This window comes from Deltaproteobacteria bacterium (genome assembly GCA_003696105.1).
Lineage (GTDB): Bacteria > Myxococcota_A > Polyangia > Haliangiales > J016 > J016.
On sequence record RFGE01000062.1, the window covers coordinates 22,508 to 39,952 of the forward strand.

The following is a 17,445-nucleotide window of genomic DNA, read 5'->3' on the forward strand; positions in this document are numbered from 1 at the left end:
CGCGCGTCGGGCATGGCTCGACTCGCCGCCGGACTGCCTCTGATCGCCGCCGTGGCCGTCGGATGCACCGTCGATCTGGGCGGCTCGCTGCCCGGAACTCCGCCGGCGGACGCGGGCGCCGGCGACGGCGGCGCGGACGGCGGCGACGGCGGAGGGGAGCGCGCGCTGCTGTCGGTCGCGTTCGCCACGCGCGAGTCGATCCCGGGCAAGGTCGGCGGCCCGCGCGAGGCCGAGGTGGAGCTCGTGGAACTCGCGATGGACGACCTGCGCGCGATCGGCGATGTGGGCGCCACCGGCGCGGTCGCGGTCGACCTGGTATGGGACGAGGAGGAGCGGCCTCGGCCGATCGGGCTGGCCGGCGTGACGGCCGGCCTGTACGCGCAACTGCGCGGCACCGTGCGACGCTACGCCGTCTACGGCGAGGTGGAGATCGCGCAGGGCAACGTCGAGTTCGAGATCGTCGACGACGCGCCGCCGCCGTCGGTTGCGCTCGCGGTCGACCTCGGCGCGCTGGTCGTCGCGGCGGGGACCGCTCACGAAATCGACGTCGACATTCACCTGAAGCGGGTGCTCGAAGTCGTGCCGTGGGATTCCATCGCACCAGACCCGGACGGCGTGATCCGGATCGACGGCGCCGACGCTGCGGCGATCGACGCGGTGCGGTCGCGGTGGCCGTCGGCGTTTTCGCTCGGCGACTGAGGTGCGGTCGCGCGGGCGGTCGGCCGCGGGCCGCGCACCCGCGGCGGGCGGGCATCAGCTAGCAGGCGGCAGCGCATCGCCGCTGGCTGCGGTCGCGATCGGCGGGCGATCTCCAGCGTACGCCCTCGCGCCCTTCGGTCCGGTATGGTGTACGCGCCCGTGCGCCGCGGGCGTGCGCCGAACCTCGCCTCGCATCTCGCCACCTCGCTGGCGCGCCGATACCCTACGGCCTAGCGCCGTGGCGACAGGGTCTCGCGCACCACGACGTCGTTGCCGGCGGTGACCGTGACGCTGACCTGCTTGTCCGCGTACCCGGGGTTACCGTACAGCCGCAGCGTGTAGCGGCCCGCGGGGAGCCGCAGCGCGCACGGCGTCTCGTCGCAGCCTTCGCGCCGGCCGACGACGGCGACGCGGGACCAGGGCGCGGCGCTGATGCGCACCGTGCCGATCGCCGCGGCCCCCGCGTCGGCGCGCTCGCGGCGCGCACGCGTCGCGGCGTCGCGGCGGCGGCGCGCATGCGGCGGCCGGCTCGGCCGTCCGGCGGTGCGCGCCGGTTCGTCCACCGCGTCGTGGCGTCCCGCGGCGCCGGCGTCCGGCGAGAGCGCGGTTTCCGTTGCCGATGCATCGAGCGCGGGCGGCGCGGCAGACGACGGCAGCGCGGCGGGGATCGGTCCGGCGTCGACCGCGAAGTCGGCGCGCGCAGCCGCCGCGATCGGTGCCCGCGCGGCGGTGCCGCTCGAACCAGTCGCGTACCAGCCCGCGGCAGTGGCCGCGGCGACCGCGACGGCACCCCACACGGCCGCCGACCACGCCGCCGGTGGGCGCGACCGGGCTGCCGTACCGCGCGCGGTGGCGCCGGTCGCCGCCGTCGTCGCGGCGCTCGCGGCGCCGTCGCCGGCCGGTTCCCTGGCGGACCGCGCGGCGTCGCTGTCGCCGTCACTCGCCGGTCCTCCGGCGGACTGCGCGGCGTCGCCGGCCGGCCGGGCGCTGTCGGCCGTACGGGCGCCGGCCGGTTCGTCGGCGACCGTCTCGGCGACCGACCGTGCGGTCTCGTCGCCGGCGGCCAGCGTCGCGACGACGCCGTCGAGCCCGTCGTCGAGAAACGTCGCCACCGGCCCGCCCGGAGCCGGCAGCGTCTCGTCGGTGGCCGGGTCGGTCGGGGCGTCCGGGAGCAGCTCTGCGAGCCACGCCGCGAGCCGCACCACCGGGGGGGTCCGATCCGCGCCCGCCGCGCGAGCCGACACGAGGTAGTCGTCGAGGGCGAGCTGCATCGCGCGCGCGGTCGGGTACCGCTCTTCCAGTGGTGCAGTTGCGCGAGCAACGATCGCGCGCAGCGGCGCGGGCGTGCCGGCGTCGTCCAGCGGCGGCACAGCGCCGGCCCGCGCCTGCGCGAGCAGCGCCGCGGCGTCTTTCGCGTCGTAGGCGCGGCGGCCGGCGAGCGCCTCGTACAGCACGAGGCCGAGCGAGAACACGTCGGCGCGGCCATCGACGGCGTCGCCTCGCGCTTGTTCGGGAGCCATGTACGCCGGGGTGCCGCGCACGCGCTGTGCGCCGACCTCGGTCTCGGTGGTCGCCACGCCGAAGTCGACCAGCTTGACCTCGCCCGATCGCGACAGCAGCACGTTACGCGGCGTGACGTCGCGGTGCACGATCGCCGGCTCGGAGCTGTGGGCGTAGTCGAGCGCCTGGCACGCCTCCATCACCACGTAGGCGGCCACGACCGGGTCCATCCGCTCGCCTCGCGCGCGGGCGCGTTCGAACACGGCCGCCAGGTCGACGCCGTCGACGAACTCCATGACGAGGAACAACTCGTCGCCGGCGCGCCCGAAGTCGAACATCGGCACGATGTTCTTGTGCGCGAGCGACATCGACAGCCGCGCCTCTTGCACGAACAACTCGAGGAACCGCGGGTCGCGCGCGCGCTCGCGGCGGATGCGCTTGACGACGAGCTTCTTCTCGACGCCGCCGGGGCCGCGCCGGCGCGCGAGGAACACCTCGGCCATGCCCCCGCGTCCGAGCGGGCGGACCAGTTCGTAGCGGCCGACCATCTGGCCCATTTCCGGCATTATATCGCGGGGATCGCCGCTTGCCCGCGCCGGCCGGGTGCGCAAAGATCCACGCAGATGGGTTCGCGCGTGGCCGCCGCAGCCGCCGTGCTCCTGGCGTCGGCCGTCGCCGTCGCCGAGCCACCGCCGATGATCGTGCTGTTCGATCCGGAGGGTGCGCCCGCGCTGCGCGACGCGCTCGACGGCGTCGCGCGCCGCAACGGCACCGCGTTCGTGGATCGGTCGCCGCCGGCGCCGCCGCCGCCGCGCGCCGGTCATTACCTCGCCCGCGGGATCGACGCCTACCATCGGCTCGAGTACGAGACGGCGCTCGCGCAGCTCGATGCCGGCCTGGCGGAGGCTGCGCGCACCGGCGCGCTGGGCCTCGCGCCGAGCGAGCTGTCCGACCTGCTGCTGTACCGCGCCTTGGTGCGGACCGAACAGGGCGACGCCGCGCGGGCGTGGGACGACATGGTGGGCGCCGCGGTCATCGATCCCACGCGGCGCCTCGACCCGGCGCGGTTTCCGCCGCGCGCGGCCGATGCGTTCGCGCGTGCGGTGGCCGCCGTCACCGCCGGCGAACCGATCGCCCTGCGCGTGCAGGTGCCGTCGGGGTGCGACGTCGCGGTCGACGCGCGCTCGGTCGCGCCCGGTGTCGACGTGGAGGTGTTCGCGGGCGAGCACTACGTGCGGGCGGCCTGTCCCGGCGCGATCCCGTTCGGGGCGGTCGTGTCCGTCGCGCGGTCGCCGCACGTGGTGACCCCGGCCATCGTTCCGATCGCGCCGCCGGACGCGCGCGACGTGGCGGCGTGGGTGCGCCGGCGCGGCGGGGAGTCGTTCATCTACGCGGTCGCGTCGCGATCGGTCGACCTGCCGGCGACCGTCGCGCTGCGCCTGGTCGACGCGACCACGGCGCGCGAGCGCGGCGCCGTGATCGTCGCGGCGGCCGGCGACGTCGGCGCCGCGGCGCAGCGGCTCATCGATCGGGTCGTGCGGCCGCCCGCGCCAATCGTCAAGGTGGTGCCGCCGCCGCCGGCGCCGTGGTATCGCCGCCCGTGGGTGTGGGGCATCGCGGGCGCCGCCGTGGCGACCGCCGTCCTCGTGCCGCTGCTGTCGGACACCGGGCCGAGCGACCGGTTCGACGTGGCGCCCGAGGTGCGACCGTGACCGGGGCGACCGGCGTCATCGCGCGCGCGGTGGCGGTCGCCGCGCTCGCCGCTACCGGCTGCGCCGACGGCGGTGGCGTGACGTTGCGGCCGGTCATCGAGCTGCCCCCCGCGACGTCGGACGCCTATCCGATGGCGGCGCTCGACCAGTGGACCCTGTCGATCGCCGAGCAGGGCGATCCGTCGCCGCTGAGCCTGCAGACGCGCGAGCCGCCGTCGCCGCCGACGCTCGCCGGCGTCCCGTTCGGCGACGATCTCGTCGTCCACCTCAGCGGCACGTCGGCCGGCGTCGAGATCGCCTACGGGCGCACGTGCGCGGTGTCCGTACCGGGCGACGTGCTCGAGCCGCACCTGTACTTCGCGCGCACGGTGAGCTGGGGGCCGGCGCCGCGCCCGGCTGCGGGCAATCGGCGGCGCGCGGGCGGCTATCAACGCCTCGACGGCGCGGCCGTGCTCGCCGGCGGGGCCGACGGCGCCACCGCGATCGAGGTGTTCGATCCGCGCGCGGGTGCGTTCTCGACGCTCGCGTCGCAGCTCGCGCCGCGCGACGGCGCCACTCTGTCGCCGCTGCTCGACGGCCGGGCTCTGATCGTCGGCGGTCGCGATCCCGACGGCGCGCTGGTTGCGCTCGCGGAGATCCTCGATGCCAAGAGCGACGCGATCGCCGCGCGCAGCGAGGGCGTTCCGGCCGTGTCGGAGCACGCGGCTGCCACCCTGGTCGACGGCTCGGTGATCGTGGCCGGCGGCGTCGGCCCCGCGGGAGTGACCGCGCAGGCGTGGGAGTTCGGCGTCGATGCGGCCGGCCAGATTGCCGCTCCACGGTTGCTGTTCGACGGGTTGGCGCTCGCGCGCGCCGGCCATACGATGACGCGTCTCGGCGACGATGTGGGCGCGGATGTGCTCGTCGTCGGCGGCCGCGACGCGTCGGGGGCGCCCGTCGGCCTCGCCGAACTGTATCGCCCGCTGTTCGAGTCGTTCGAAACGATCGAGGGGAGCGGCTCCACGATGATCGCGCCGCGCTGGGGCCATCGCGCCGTCCGCATGCCCGGGGGCTTCGTCCTGATTCTCGGCGGCGTCGACCCGGAGCCGGTGACTCAGCTCGAACTGTACGATCCGGGCCTGGGCACGTTCGTGGACGCCGGTCAGCTTCCCGAGGGGGCCGGCGTGACCGGGATGTCGGCGACGCCGCTGCCGGACGGTGGCGTGTTGATCGCCGGCGGGTTCGACGCGGCCGGACAGCGGACCGCGTCGGCGTTCGTCGCGCGCCTCGACGAGATCGACGGGCGGCTCGTGGTGGTCGGTACCGACTCGCTCGACGTGCCCCGCGCCGACCACACCGCCGTGCCGCTGTGCGACGGGACCATCCTCGTCGTCGGCGGCGCCGACGACCCCGACGCGCCGGCCGAGCGCTACAACCCGTCGAGCACCGGCCGCCGGTAGCGAAACGCTCGGGTGGTCTTCGATCGGACGACCCGGCGGTGCTCGAACTCTACCTGCGCGCGCTCGCGGGCTTCGGCTTGAGCCCGTATTTTTCGAGCTTGTAGATCAGCGCGCGGCGCGACAGGCCCAGCTTGCGCGCAGCGCGCGTCTGGTTGCCGCCGGTCGCCTCGAGCGCCGCGACGATCGCGGCGCGCTCGACGTCCGCGATTCGCTCGCGCACGTCGACGACCTCATGGGCGCCCGCGGTCGACGACCGCGCCAGCGGCGACGCCAACCCTTGTTCGCGTATGCGGTCGGGCAGGTGGTGTACCTCGATCACACCCGAGGTATTGAGGACGATCGCGCGCTCCATCGCGTTGCGCAGCTGGCGCACGTTGCCGGGCCAATGGTAGCTGCGCAACACGTCAGCCGCGTCGGGAGACAGCATCGGCGTCGGGACGCCGAGTTCACGCGCCGCCTGGCGCAGGAAATGCTCCGCGAGCGGCACAATCTCGCCGCGGCGATCGCGCAGCGGCGGCACGACGATGGTGAACGCCGATATGCGGAAGAACAGGTCCTCGCGAAATGCGCCGCGTTGCACTTCCGCCTCGAGGTCGCGATTGGTCGCGCACACGACGCGGACGTCGACGCCGATCTCGCTCGTGCCGCCGACGCGCGTAAAGCGATGCTCCTCGAGCACGCGCAGCAGCTTCGATTGCAGGCCGGGGCTGATCTCGCCAATCTCGTCGAGAAACAGCGTGCCGCCGTCGGCCGCCTCGAAATACCCGAGCTTGCGCCGGTCGGCGCCGGTGAACGCGCCCTTTTCGTGGCCGAACAGCTCGCTTTCGAGCAACGTCTCGGGAATCGACGCGCAGTTGAGGCGCACGAACGGCTTGTCGCGGCGCCGGCTGTGGCGGTGCAGCGCCTCGGCGACGACCTCCTTGCCGACGCCGGTCTCCCCGGTGATCAGCACCGTCATCGGCGTGTCGGCGACTTTGTTGACGATCTGATAGACCCGCTCCATCTGCGGATCGGCGACGATCACGTCCGCGTCGGTGCGCGCCGGCTCGTCTGGCGGCGAAGCGACCTCGCCGCGGTCGTCGGCGCGTGCGGCGCGCAGCGCGGCGCTCGCGCGCGACAACAACTCGCCGGGCGTCGTGCCGTGGGTCGGGAACACCGCGAGGCCGACGCGGCCGGTGATGTCGCCGTCGCCGCGGGCGTCGCGCGCGACGCGGCGCGCGGCGTCTTCCGCGGCGGCACTGTCGAGTTCGGGCAGCAAGATCGCGAACTCGTCCGGCCCATATTCGGCCAGTGTGTCCATCGGCCGAAGGTGCCGCGCGATGCGTTCGAGCGCCCCCTCTGCGCGCGGTTCGTCGCCGTCGAGGCGGACCATGACGAGGGCGAGCGTTCGTTGGTAGCGCATACCGCGATCGCACTCCGCGATGAGTCGCTCCTCGAGCGACGTCGTCGACCCGACCGGCGTCGTCCGGGCCATGTGCGTCGTGATCGACACGACAGCGGTCACCGGACCGACCGCGATCTCGTCGCCGGACGCGAGCCGTGTCGGCCCATCGATCAGCTTGCCGTTGACGCGCGTGCCGTTGCGGCTGCCGAGGTCTTCAATCGTGATGTCGCGGCCGCGCCGGTCGATGCGAGCGTGCTGCCGCGACACTCGGTCGCTGTCGATGTGAATCGTCGCGCTGCGAGATCGCCCGAACGTGACCTGGGCACCGTCCGGCAGGTCGACGAGGCGCGTGCGCGCGCCGGTGTCCTGGTCGTAGTAGACGACCAGCTGGGCGCGTTGACCGCTGGAGGGGGTATCCGTGTCGGCGGCGACGGTGGGGTCGGCGATCGTGTACAGGTCGTCGGGCATGGCATCGAGATGTGCGCTGTACGTTCGTTGCACAGTGTCCCAACATTGCGCACAGCGGAAAAGGGCTTTCGAAAGGATGTTCGCGGGCGGGACGGCTCGCGGTAGACTGACAGCATGAACTGTGCCCGCGTCGCTGCGGCGGTCGTCGCGCTCGCGATCGGGTGCGACCCGGGGCAGGTGTCGATGCCCGACGGCGGAATCGGCGACGCAGGTGGTGTGCCGTCGGACGCCGGCGATGGCGGCCACGCGGATGGCTCGGCGTTCGAGATCGAATGGCGCACCGCGCCCAAGGTGCCGGATAGCGCGGGTGGACCGTGGCGCCCGCAGTTTGAACTCGCACGTTTCGATCTGACGGACGTGCGCGTTGTCGGCGACGTCGGCGTGCTGGCGGCAGCGACCGTCGAGCTCGAGTTTTCCGACGACGACAAGCCGGCGACGCGTTTCGAGCCGGCCGCGCCGGGGCGCTACGCGACGGTGTTGGGGCGGATTGCGTACGTGGAAATTCGCGGGTCGCTCGACGTCGGCGGCGAACTCGGCGGCGAGCGCGTCGACTTCGTCATCGAGGACCGGCCGCCGCCGCAAGTTGGGCTCGCGCTCGCCCTGGGTGACGCGGAGGTCAAGCCGGGCGAGACGAAGCGCGTGCGCATTCGGTTCGATCTGCGCGCGCTCGTCGATGCGGTGGATTGGGACGCCGTCGACAACGAAGACGGCACACTCGAGCTGGAGTCCGACGGACCGCAAATCGAAGCGTTCCGCACGGCGCTCGCGGGTGCGATCCGACTCGAGTAGGCCGGCTGCGCTACGGCGTTTCGCCGAACAACTCGGCGAGGGCGGCGTCGAGGTTTGCGTTGTCCTCGGCGGGGACCGCGGCGACGCCATCCGGCGTGTGGACCACGACCACCGGCGCCTGGTCGCACCGGTCCATGCAGCCGCGCACGAGCACGTCGAACGCCGGCTGGCTCGCTTCGGTGCGCCGGTCGCGCGCGCGCAGCAGGTGCTCGATGCGGTCGAGCGCACCCCACTGCTGGCAGCCCGCGACGCAGCAGGAAAACGCGATGCCGTGTCGCCGCGCGATCGGCAGGTGTGGCGCGAGCGCGACGGCGGCGTAGACCATCGCGCGCGGCACGCCGCGCTCTTCGGCGAACTCCTCGAGCGCGTCGGGGGACAGTTCGTCGTCCACCGCGATGTCGTCGAGGTCCATCGCGAGGTTCATCAGAACGCGCATGTCCGCCGGCGCGTGCGTCGGCGGGCGCGCCGGGCCGCGCGGACCGAACCCGCCGCCGCCGGCCACCGGCAGGCTCATGCCCTCCCTCCGGCGCGGAACGCCGCGCGCCCGGGCCACCGCTGCTGGTCGTCGAGGTCGTCGGCGATGCGCAGCAGCTGGTTGTATTTGGCGATCCGATCGGAGCGCGACGCCGATCCGGTCTTGATCTGGCCGGCGTTGGTCGCGACCGCGAGGTCGGCGATGAACGCGTCTTCGGTCTCGCCGGAGCGGTGCGAGATGACCGCGGTGTACGCCGCGTGTTGCGCGGTGCGCACCGCGTCGAGCGTCTCGCTGAGCGTACCGATCTGGTTGACCTTGACCAGGATCGAGTTGGCGACCCCGGCGTCGATGCCGCGCGCGAGGCGCTCCGTATTGGTGACGAACAGGTCGTCACCGACGAGCTGGATGCGTCCGCCCAGCTCCTTCGTGAGCGCCTGCCACCCGTCCCAGTCGTCCTCGGCCAACCCGTCTTCGATCGACACGAGCGGGTACTTGGCGGTCCAGTCGGCGTACAGGCCGATCATGTCGGTCGCCGATCGCGCCTCGCCCTCGTAGCGGTACACGCGGGCGTCGGCGTCGTACAGCTCGGTGGCCGCCACATCCAACGCGAGCGCGACGTCCTCGCCCGGGCGATAGCCGGCCGCCTCGATCGCCTCGAGCAGGATGGCGAGCGCCTCGTCGGCGCTGCCCATCGACGGCGCGAACCCGCCCTCGTCGCCGACGGCGGTGACCTTGCCCCGCGCGCGCAGCAGCTTCTTGAGGTGGTGAAACACCTCGGCGCCGGCGCGCAGCGCCTCGGCGAAGCTCGGCCGGCCGGCGGGAACGATCATGAACTCCTGGACGTCGAGGTTGTTGTCGGCGTGCGCGCCGCCGTTGATGACGTTCATCAGCGGCACCGGCATCGTGAGCGAACCGGCGCCGCCGAGGTAGCGGTATAGCGGAAGCCCGTGCGCGTCGGCCGCCGCGCGCGCCGCCGCGAGCGACACGGCGAGGATCGCGTTGGCGCCCAGCCGGCTCTTGTTGGGCGTGCCGTCCAGTTCGATCAGCGCGTCGTCGACCGCGCGCTGCTCGGCGGCGTCGAGGCCGACGATCTCGGGGGCGATGCGGTCCACGATGTTCGCCACCGCCTGGCGCACGCCCTTGCCGAGGAAGCGCGCGGGGTCGCCGTCGCGCAGTTCGACGGCCTCGTGCTCGCCGGTGGAGGCCCCGGACGGCACCATCGCGCGGCCGTGGGCGCCCGACGCGAGCAGCACCTCCGCTTCGACGGTCGGGTTGCCCCGTGAATCCAACACTTCGCGGGCGTGTACGCTGACGATCTCAGTCATCGGGGCGCGTGTATCATACGCGCATCATGATGACCAGAGCCCTGGCGAGCCTCGGTCCGGCGGCAGTGGCATGTGCGCTGGCGTCCGCCTGCGCCGGCCGCGGGCGACCGGTGCAGCCGCCGACCGTGCCGCCGCCGGCCGCAGACGCCGTGGCCGCCGCGCGCGCGGTGGTCGAGCAGTACGAGCAGGGCTACGAGGTGCTCAGTGCCGAGGCGCTGAAGCCGCTTTACGCGCCCGGCGACGATGTGCTGGTGGTCGCGCAGGGGCGCGCGTGGCGCGGCGTTGCCGCGGTGGACGGCTACCTGCGCGATCTGTTCGCCCGTGCCGAGGCGGTGCGGCTCGACCTGTCCGACGTGCGCGTGCAGTCGCTCGGCGCCGACGCGGCCGAGGTGTCCGCCGCCGTGGTCCGCGAGATCCGCACGGGCGCGACGACGGCGATCGAGCGGGGGGTGCTCACCCTGACCTTGTCGCGAGTGGGCGACCGCTGGTTGATCCGCACCGAGCACTTCTCGTACGGTCGCTGAATGCGGCAGATCGGCGTCGGCCTGTTGGGCCTCGGCAACGTCGGCTCCGGCGTCGTGCGGCTCCTGGCCGAGAACGCCGAAGCGATCGAGGACCGCCTCGGTGCTCAGTTGGTGGTGCGGGCGATCGCCGTGCGCGCGCCCGACAAGCCGCGCGCGGTCGACGTCGACCCGGCGCTGGTGACCACCGACGCCGGCGCCGTCATCGACCGCGATGACGTCGACATCGTGTGCGAGCTGGTCGGCGGCGAGACCGATGCGCGCGACTATGTGCTGCGCGCGATCGACCGCGGCAAGCACGTCGTCACCGCGAACAAGGCGCTGTTGGCGGTGCACGGCGAGGAGGTGTTCACCGCCGCGGAGCGCCGTGGCGTCGACGTCTACTACGAGGCCGCCGTGTGCGCCGGCGTGCCGATCATCCGGGCGCTGCGCGAGGGGCTCGCGTCCGACCGCATCGAGTCCGTGTACGGCATCGTCAACGGCACGTCCAACTTCATCCTCACCCGGATGGCCGAGGAGGGCGCGCCGTTCGACGAAGTGGTGCGCGCCGCGCAGGAGGCTGGCTACGCCGAGGCGGACCCGTCGTTCGACGTCGACGGCATCGACGCCGCGCACAAGCTCGCGATCCTCACCATGCTGTGCTTCGGCACGAGCGTGGCGCTGTCGGACATCTACATCGAGGACATCCGGTCGCTGTCGCCGGTCGACTTCGCGTTCGCCGACCGGTTCGGCTACGTGATCAAGCCGCTCGCCATCGCGCGCGCACACGACGACGGGCTCGAGCTGCGCGTCCATCCGACGATGGTGCCCAAGAGCTGGCTGCTCGCGAGCGTGCCGGGCGCCAACAACGCGCTGTACGTGCGGTCGTACGCGCTCGGCCCGTCGATGTACTACGGGGCGGGCGCGGGCATGATGCCGACGGCGGTCGCGGCCGTATCCGATCTGATCGAGGTGAGCCGCAACGTGCTGGCGAACGCGGCGGGCCACCTGCCGCTGCGCAGCTACGCGCGCATGCCGAACCGGCCGGTGCGCGACATCGGCCGGCTCGACACGCCGTACTACATGCGGTTCGGAGTGCTCGACCGCCCGGGCGTGCTCGGCCAGCTCACCACCGTGCTCGGCGACCACCAGATCTCGATCGCGCAGGTCGTCCAGGAGGGGCCGCGCGAGCCGGAGCGGCCGGTGCGCGTCGTCGTGCTCACCCACGCGGCGCGCGAGAGCAACGTGCGCCACGCGCTCGCGCAGGTCGCCAAGCTCGCGTCGGTCGTCGAGCCGGCGCAGATCATCCGCATCGCGCAGTGACCGCGGAGCCGCCGTGATCTACCGCCAGCGCGTCATCTTCGGCGACACCGATCAGATGGGGGTCGTGTACTACGCGAACTACCTGCGCTACTTCGAGGCGGCGCGCGCCGCGTTCTTGCGCGCCAAGGGCGGCTCGCACCGCGACCTCGACGCGTGGGGGGTGGCCCTGCCGGTCGCCGAGGCGCACTGTAAGTACCACCGACCCGCCCGCTACGAAGACGTGCTCGAGGTGGACGCGCGGGTCACCGAGCTGCGCGGCGCGTCGCTGCGGTTCGACTACGCGATCCGGCGCGACGGCGAGCTGCTGGTCACCGGCTACACCGTCCACGCGTGCGTGGACGCCGGCGGCAGGCCGCGGCGCATCCCGGGGCCGCTGCGCGACCTGATCGGACCGGTGCCGAGCGAGTAGGGGCGGCCGGCGCCGGCCGGTTGATCGCCTCGAGGTCGCGTGGTTCACTCCGGGCCCATGGACGACCGCAACCTGGCTCTCGAGATGGCGCGCGTGACCGAGGCGGCGGCGCTGGCCGCGGCGCGCGAAATGGGGCGCGGCGACCGGCGGCACGCGGATCACGTGGCCGTCGAGGCGATGCGGCGCGCGTTCGACCGCATCGACATCCGCGGCACCGTCGTGATCGGGGAAGGCGAGCGCGACGAGGCGCCGATGCTGTACATCGGCGAGCAGGTCGGCGCCGGCTGGCACAACGGCAACGAGCGGTCGCCGCGCGTCGACATCGCCGTCGACCCGCTCGAAGGCACCAACCTGTGCGCGACCGGCGCGCCGGACGCGATCGCGGTCATCGCGCTGGCCGACGACGGCAAGTTCCTCAACGCGCCCGACACCTATATGGAAAAGATCGCGGTCGGCCCGGCCGCGCGCGGCGTGATCGACCTGCGCGAGAGCTGGACGTGGAACTTGCAGCGGATCGCGAAGGCGGTCGGCAAGGACGTCACCGATCTCACCGCGATCATCCTGGACCGCGACCGGCACAAGGAGCTGATCGCCGAGGTTCGCCAGGCGGGGGCGCGCATTCGGCTGATCGGCGACGGCGACGTGTCCGCGGCGATCGCGACGTGCAAGGAGGAGACCGGCATCGACGTGCTGTTCGGCACGGGCGGCGCGCCCGAGGGCGTCATCGCGGCCGCCGCGCTGCGCTGCGTCGGCGGCGACATGCAGGGCCGGCTGCGCTGGCGCAGCGACGAGGAAAAGCAGCGCGGGCTGGCGATGGGGATCCAGGACCCGGACAAGATCTACACGCTCGAGGAACTCGCCCAGGGCCACGTCATGTTTGCGGCGACCGGCGTGACCTCGGGCAGCTTCCTGTCGGGCGTGCGGTTCTTCGGCGGCGGCGCGCACACCGAGTCGGTCGTCATGCGGTCGAAGTCCGGCACGGTCCGGTGGATCAAGACGACCCATCGGTTCGAGTCGAAGCCGGCGTACGACTGGTTCAAGGCGCCCCGCTAACGCGGGGTCGCACGCCCGCGCGGGCGGCAGCCGCCGAGCGGACGCCCCGCTCCTCGCGGGCGGCGCGCGTCCGGCGTGCGCGCGGTCGGTGCCCGCCGGATTGTGACGTCCCGTACGGTCCGGGTGAGACATGTCCGTGTCGTGCGCACCTGCCGTGGCCGATGTGTGCACAACGTACGGAGCCGGGGCAGCGATTCCGTTTGCTTGCCGCTGGCACGCCTCGTGCCTTGGGAACGCGCATGACGATGAAAACGTGGATCCTGAGCGGGGTGTTCGCGGTCGCGGCCTCGGCCTGCGCGACCGAGGGCACCGTAGTCGACGGCAAGGCCAAGCACCTCGAGAGCTGTTTCTCCAACGGGCTCGCGATCGCGTGCGTGCCGACGGCCAGACCGATGATCGAGGGGATGGACCTCGACGGCGACGGCGTGCGGGAAGCGTTCGTCTGCGCCGACATGGAGTCGGACTCGGATTCGGCGGACGATGACGGGAGCGCCGGCGGCGGGGTGTCGGACTCCGACTCGACGTCGGATGCCGACACCTGCGTCGACGACTCGTCGTCCGACAGCACGTCGGACAGCGCGAGCGACTCGGACGGCGACTCGGACGGCGACCTCGACGGCGACTCCGATGTCGACAGCGACTCCGACTCCGACGGCGACGACGACGGCGTACCCGACGAGATCGACTGCGATTGCGGCGGCACCACACCTCCCGGCGACGATTCGCCCGCGGGCGACCCGGTTCCCTGAGCCTCGTGCGAATGCGGTCGGCGCTGGTGGCGACCACCATGGCGCTCGCGGCATGGGGCTGCGAGCGTGGAACGGCAAACGCAACCAATCCACCTGGTGACTCGGCAACTGTCGCCACCAGTGCCGACCAGCTGTTTTCACTCGACCGCATTGCGCGCTTCGACTTGACGCTCGACGAGCGCGCGATCGCGTCGCTCGAAGCCGCGCCCCGGCGCTACGTCGAGGGCGTATTTGCCTATGGCGGCGTCACGTACGAACGCGTCGCCGTCCGGCTCAAGGGGCATCGGGCGATGCAGTCGTTCGACGGCAAGCCCGCGTTCAAGATCCACTTCGGCAAGTGGCACAAGGGCCGCCGGTTTCTCGGCCTCAAGGCGCTCACGCTCAACAACATGGTCGAGGATCCGACCATGATGCGCGAGGTGATCGCCTACCGGTTGTTTCGCGAGGCCGGCGTGCCGGTGCCGCGTGCCGGCTACGCGACGCTCTACGTCAACGGCGAGTACTACGGGCTGTACGCGAACATCGAGACGGTCGACAAGCGGTTCGTCAAACACCACATCGGCGCCGGCCGCGCGCCGGTGTTCGAAGGCGAGTACGGCTGCGACCTGTACCCGGATGACGTGCCCGGTTTCGAGATCGAGGTCGGCGACGACCGCGATCGGGCCGCGCTGGCCGCGCTCGCCGCCGACCCGCTCGCCGGCATCGACCGCGAGCGGGTGCTGGCGTATCTGGCCACGAGCGCCGCGGTCGGCGATTTCGACGGCTATCGCCACGCGCACAACTACCGGGTCGTGCGCGATCCGGCCACGAAGCGGTGGGCGTTCATCCCGTGGGGACTCGACCGCACGTTCAAACAGCGGCTGTCGGTCTACGACAGCGGCGGGCTGGTCGCGAAGCTGTGCTTCGCGGACGCCGGTTGTCGCGCCGAGTACGCGCGGGCGGTGCGCGCGGTGGCCGAACGCATGGCCGCGGTCGACTGGGACGAGCAGGTGCGCCGGATCGCGGCGCGGATCGACACCGCCGTGATCTACGACCCGCGCAAGCCGTACAGCTTGCACGACACGCGGCGCGCGCGGGCGGCGCTGCGCGCGTACCTGCGCGAACGGCCGGCGGCGCTGCGCGCCGAGGTGGCGTGCATCGGGCCGGACGGCAGCGAGCGCGACGGCGACGGCGATGGTTTCGGTTGCACGGATTGCGACGACGCGCGCGCGGACGTCCATCCGGGCGCGCAAGAGCTGTGTGGCGACGGCGTCGACAACGACTGCAGCGGCGACGCGGACGACGCGCCGGCTTGCGGTTGCGACGCGGTCGAGGTCGAAGGCGCGCGGTTCGAACTGTGCGTGCATCGGCGCACGTGGGACGAGGCGGCCGCGTTCTGCGCGGCGCGCGGCGGCGCGCTCGCTCGCGTCGACAGCGACACGCAGGCGTGGCGGCTGTGGCGAAAGGCGCAGCGCCGCGCGAAGGCCAAGTGGTGGATCGGCTTGACCGATCGGGCCGAGGAGGGCGTGTTCGCGTGGGCCGATGGCTCGCCGGTGACGTTCACCGCGTGGAACGGCCGCGAGCCCGACAACGACGCGTGCAATCAGGACTGCGCCGCGATGGGCGAGCGGGCGCAGGGGCGGTGGCACGACACGCATTGCGCGTCGAGGCTGCCCTTCGTCTGCCGCCTGCCGTAGCGCGGCGGCGCGGTGCGGCCGCCACACGCGCGGTGCGTCGCGGTCCCATGTCGGACGGGGCCGCCGCGCCGGCACGGGGCCGCGTCGCCGCTGGCGCGTGCGGCCGCCCGTGCGTACACTGGCCAGCGGGTGCTGGATCTCGATCGGATGCTGGCCAAGTGCGTCGCGGAGCAGTGGCGCATCGACGACCTGGACTGGAGCGTGTCGCCGCGACCGCTGGCGCGAGACGACGAGATCGCGGTGGTGCAATACTTCACCGACATGGCCGCGATCGAGCGGCTGGCGAAGGCGCTGTTCGAGGAGCAGCGCCGCCGGGCGACCGATCCGACGCTCGCCAAGATCTTTTCGACGTTCGTGGTCGACGAGGAGCGGCACGCACAAGTGGCGGAACGGCTCGCGGCGCACTACGACGTGCATCGCTACCGCCGCTATCGGGTCAACCCTCACCTGGTGCGGTTCCGCCCACACTTTCTGCACGCGATCCGCCAGTTCTCCGCCGAGGTCGCGAACATCTACATCACGACCGGGGAGTTGCTGCTGGACGTCGCGTTGCTGCGGTCGCTGGACGACTACGTCGACGACGACATGTCGCGCCAGGCGATGCGGCTCATCAACCGCGACGAGTCGCGCCATATCGCCGTCGACTACCACATGGTCGAGTACTACGCGTCGCCCGCGTACCAGGAGTGGTTGCGAAAGCAACCAAAGAGGAGCATCCGCGCGCATGCGCGCGCGTGGTGGGCGTTCGCCAACATGCTCTACTACGCGGGGCCGTTCATCCAGGCGGTGCTCGTCGACCCGATGCGGCTCACCGATCCGAGCGGCCGCCGCATGCGAGAGGCGATCAAGCGCGCGCAGTTGCTCGGCAAGAAGCCCGACGTCGCGCGTCGGCCGTTCGTACGGTTCATGACCGGGCTGCAGCGGCTGTACGAAAATCCGCGGCTGCGACCGGCATTCGGTGCGCTCGCCGTTCGCATGGTCGGCCTGCCGCCGGAGGTGCTCGTGACGTTGCCGACGGACGAGGAGATCGCGCGGGCGGCGGCGATGAGCTACGACGATCTGGCGCGCGAGGCGCTCGCCGCCAAGTACGCCGACGCGACCGGGCCGTGACGTCGCGCGCTACGGCAGCGCAAAGTTGAGCTTGGTCGTCGCGCCCGGCCGGATGACCACGCGCCGCTTGACCGGCTTGCGTTCCGGGTTCTTGAACACGAGCGTGTGCGTACCCGCCGGCAGTCGCAGGTTGGCGAACGGGGTGGTGCCGAGCTTGCGGCCGCCGAGGTAGACGTCGGCCCACGGAGTCGTGCGGGCCGTGAGTCGGCCGGCGCGCGGAGGCCGGTTGCGCGTGCGCGCGCGAGGCGGTGGCGGCGCGGGCTTTTGTGCGAGTTGGACGTCGACGGTGCGGTGCTCGCCGGCGGCGAGGTCCACGTCGCGGGCGACGGGCAGGTGGCCGGCCAGGTCGATGGCGATGCGATGGCGGCCCGGCGCAACCGGCGCGGCGCGCACGGGCGTGACGCCGGGGAGGCGCTCGCCGTCGAGGCTGACCACGGCGCCCGGCGGTGTCGTGAGCACGGCGAGCGTCGCGGCGGTGGCGGCGTCGGCCGGCGGCGGCGCGGCGTCGGCCGGCGGCGCGGCGGCATCGAGCGACTGCGCGGCGGCCGGCGCGGTCGCGGTGGCGGCGGCGTCGGCGGGCATCGCGACGGCGGCCGGCGTGACGCGGCGCGGCGGCGACCGCCGGCTCCGGTCGGCGACCCCGAGCGCGACCGCGCCGGCCGCGACCGCGACCGCCGCGACGGCGGCGATCCGTGCGGGCCGGCGTCGTCGCGACGGTGGGGCGGACCGGCCTGCCGCCGGGGTGCGGTACAGCGCGGTCGGCGGCGCGGCGTCGTGCAGCGCGGTCGGCGGCGCGGCGTCGTGCAGCGCGGTCGGCGGCGCGGCGTCGTACAG

15 protein-coding genes are annotated in these 17,445 nt (G+C 73.0%); 10 read left to right on the forward strand and 5 right to left on the reverse strand.

The window, feature by feature from the left end:
* Positions 1–12 precede the first annotated feature (12 nt).
* Positions 13–699: a hypothetical protein gene (locus D6689_03925; GenBank protein ID RMH43883.1), complete on the forward strand. Its 687-nt coding sequence runs from the start codon at positions 13–15 to the stop codon at positions 697–699.
* Between the two features lie 230 nt (positions 700–929).
* Here the strand turns inward: D6689_03925 and D6689_03930 are convergent, their stop codons facing one another.
* Positions 930–3,053 carry a PEGA domain-containing protein gene (locus D6689_03930; protein RMH43884.1) on the reverse strand — a complete coding sequence of 708 codons (2,124 nt, stop codon included), beginning with the start codon at positions 3,051–3,053 and terminating at the stop codon, positions 930–932.
* Here D6689_03930 and D6689_03935 point away from each other — a divergent pair.
* Both D6689_03935 and D6689_03940 read left to right on the forward strand, forming a co-directional pair.
* Complete coding sequence (locus D6689_03935) at positions 2,979–3,911, forward strand: hypothetical protein (GenBank protein ID RMH43885.1); 933 nt, start codon at positions 2,979–2,981, stop codon at positions 3,909–3,911. The genes D6689_03930 and D6689_03935 overlap by 75 nt on opposite strands.
* Positions 3,908–5,350, forward strand: coding sequence for a hypothetical protein (locus tag D6689_03940; protein ID RMH43886.1), 1,443 nt, complete (start codon positions 3,908–3,910; stop codon positions 5,348–5,350). The genes D6689_03935 and D6689_03940 overlap by 4 nt, the downstream gene beginning before the upstream one ends.
* Positions 5,351–5,399: 49 nt before the next feature.
* Here the strand turns inward: D6689_03940 and D6689_03945 are convergent, their stop codons facing one another.
* From D6689_03945 to D6689_03955, 3 genes are read right to left on the reverse strand one after another with little or no spacing between them, the layout of a single operon-like run.
* Entirely contained in the window at positions 5,400–8,081 is a 2,682-nt protein-coding gene (locus tag D6689_03945; GenBank protein ID RMH43887.1) for an FHA domain-containing protein, read from the reverse strand.
* Positions 8,002–8,544 carry a hypothetical protein gene (locus D6689_03950; GenBank protein ID RMH43888.1) on the reverse strand — a complete coding sequence of 181 codons (543 nt, stop codon included), beginning with the start codon at positions 8,542–8,544 and terminating at the stop codon, positions 8,002–8,004. The genes D6689_03945 and D6689_03950 overlap by 80 nt, the downstream gene beginning before the upstream one ends.
* Positions 8,502–9,791, reverse strand: coding sequence for a phosphopyruvate hydratase (locus D6689_03955; GenBank protein RMH43889.1), 1,290 nt, complete (start codon positions 9,789–9,791; stop codon positions 8,502–8,504). The genes D6689_03950 and D6689_03955 overlap by 43 nt, the downstream gene beginning before the upstream one ends.
* Before the next feature lie 26 nt (positions 9,792–9,817).
* Here D6689_03955 and D6689_03960 point away from each other — a divergent pair, with 26 nt between their 5' ends.
* The 7 genes from D6689_03960 to D6689_03990 all read left to right on the forward strand — a co-directional run bounded on the left by D6689_03960 (position 9,818) and on the right by D6689_03990 (position 16,611).
* Complete coding sequence (locus tag D6689_03960; GenBank protein ID RMH43890.1) at positions 9,818–10,315, forward strand: DUF4440 domain-containing protein; 498 nt, start codon at positions 9,818–9,820, stop codon at positions 10,313–10,315.
* Positions 10,316–11,614: a homoserine dehydrogenase gene (locus tag D6689_03965; GenBank protein RMH43891.1), complete on the forward strand. Its 1,299-nt coding sequence runs from the start codon at positions 10,316–10,318 to the stop codon at positions 11,612–11,614.
* Positions 11,615–11,669: 55 nt separating this feature from the next.
* The gene (locus D6689_03970; protein ID RMH43898.1) at positions 11,670–12,023 is read left to right on the forward strand and encodes an acyl-CoA thioesterase; all 354 of its coding nucleotides are present in this window, start codon (positions 11,670–11,672) and stop codon (positions 12,021–12,023) included.
* Positions 12,024–12,080: 57 nt separating this feature from the next.
* A complete protein-coding gene (gene glpX / locus D6689_03975; protein ID RMH43892.1) occupies positions 12,081–13,076 on the forward strand; it encodes a class II fructose-bisphosphatase in 996 nt (331 codons plus the stop codon).
* 239 nt (positions 13,077–13,315) lie between these two features.
* Positions 13,316–13,825: a hypothetical protein gene (locus D6689_03980; protein RMH43893.1), complete on the forward strand. Its 510-nt coding sequence runs from the start codon at positions 13,316–13,318 to the stop codon at positions 13,823–13,825.
* A gap of 11 nt (positions 13,826–13,836) precedes the next feature.
* Positions 13,837–15,501 carry a hypothetical protein gene (locus D6689_03985; GenBank protein RMH43894.1) on the forward strand — a complete coding sequence of 555 codons (1,665 nt, stop codon included), beginning with the start codon at positions 13,837–13,839 and terminating at the stop codon, positions 15,499–15,501.
* Between the two features lie 129 nt (positions 15,502–15,630).
* Entirely contained in the window at positions 15,631–16,611 is a 981-nt protein-coding gene (locus tag D6689_03990) for a hypothetical protein (GenBank protein ID RMH43895.1), read from the forward strand.
* 9 nt (positions 16,612–16,620) lie between these two features.
* On the opposite strand, the gene D6689_03995 is transcribed toward D6689_03990, so the two are convergent.
* The coding region (locus D6689_03995) for a PEGA domain-containing protein (GenBank protein RMH43896.1) at positions 16,621–17,445 on the reverse strand (825 nt) is incomplete at its 5' end.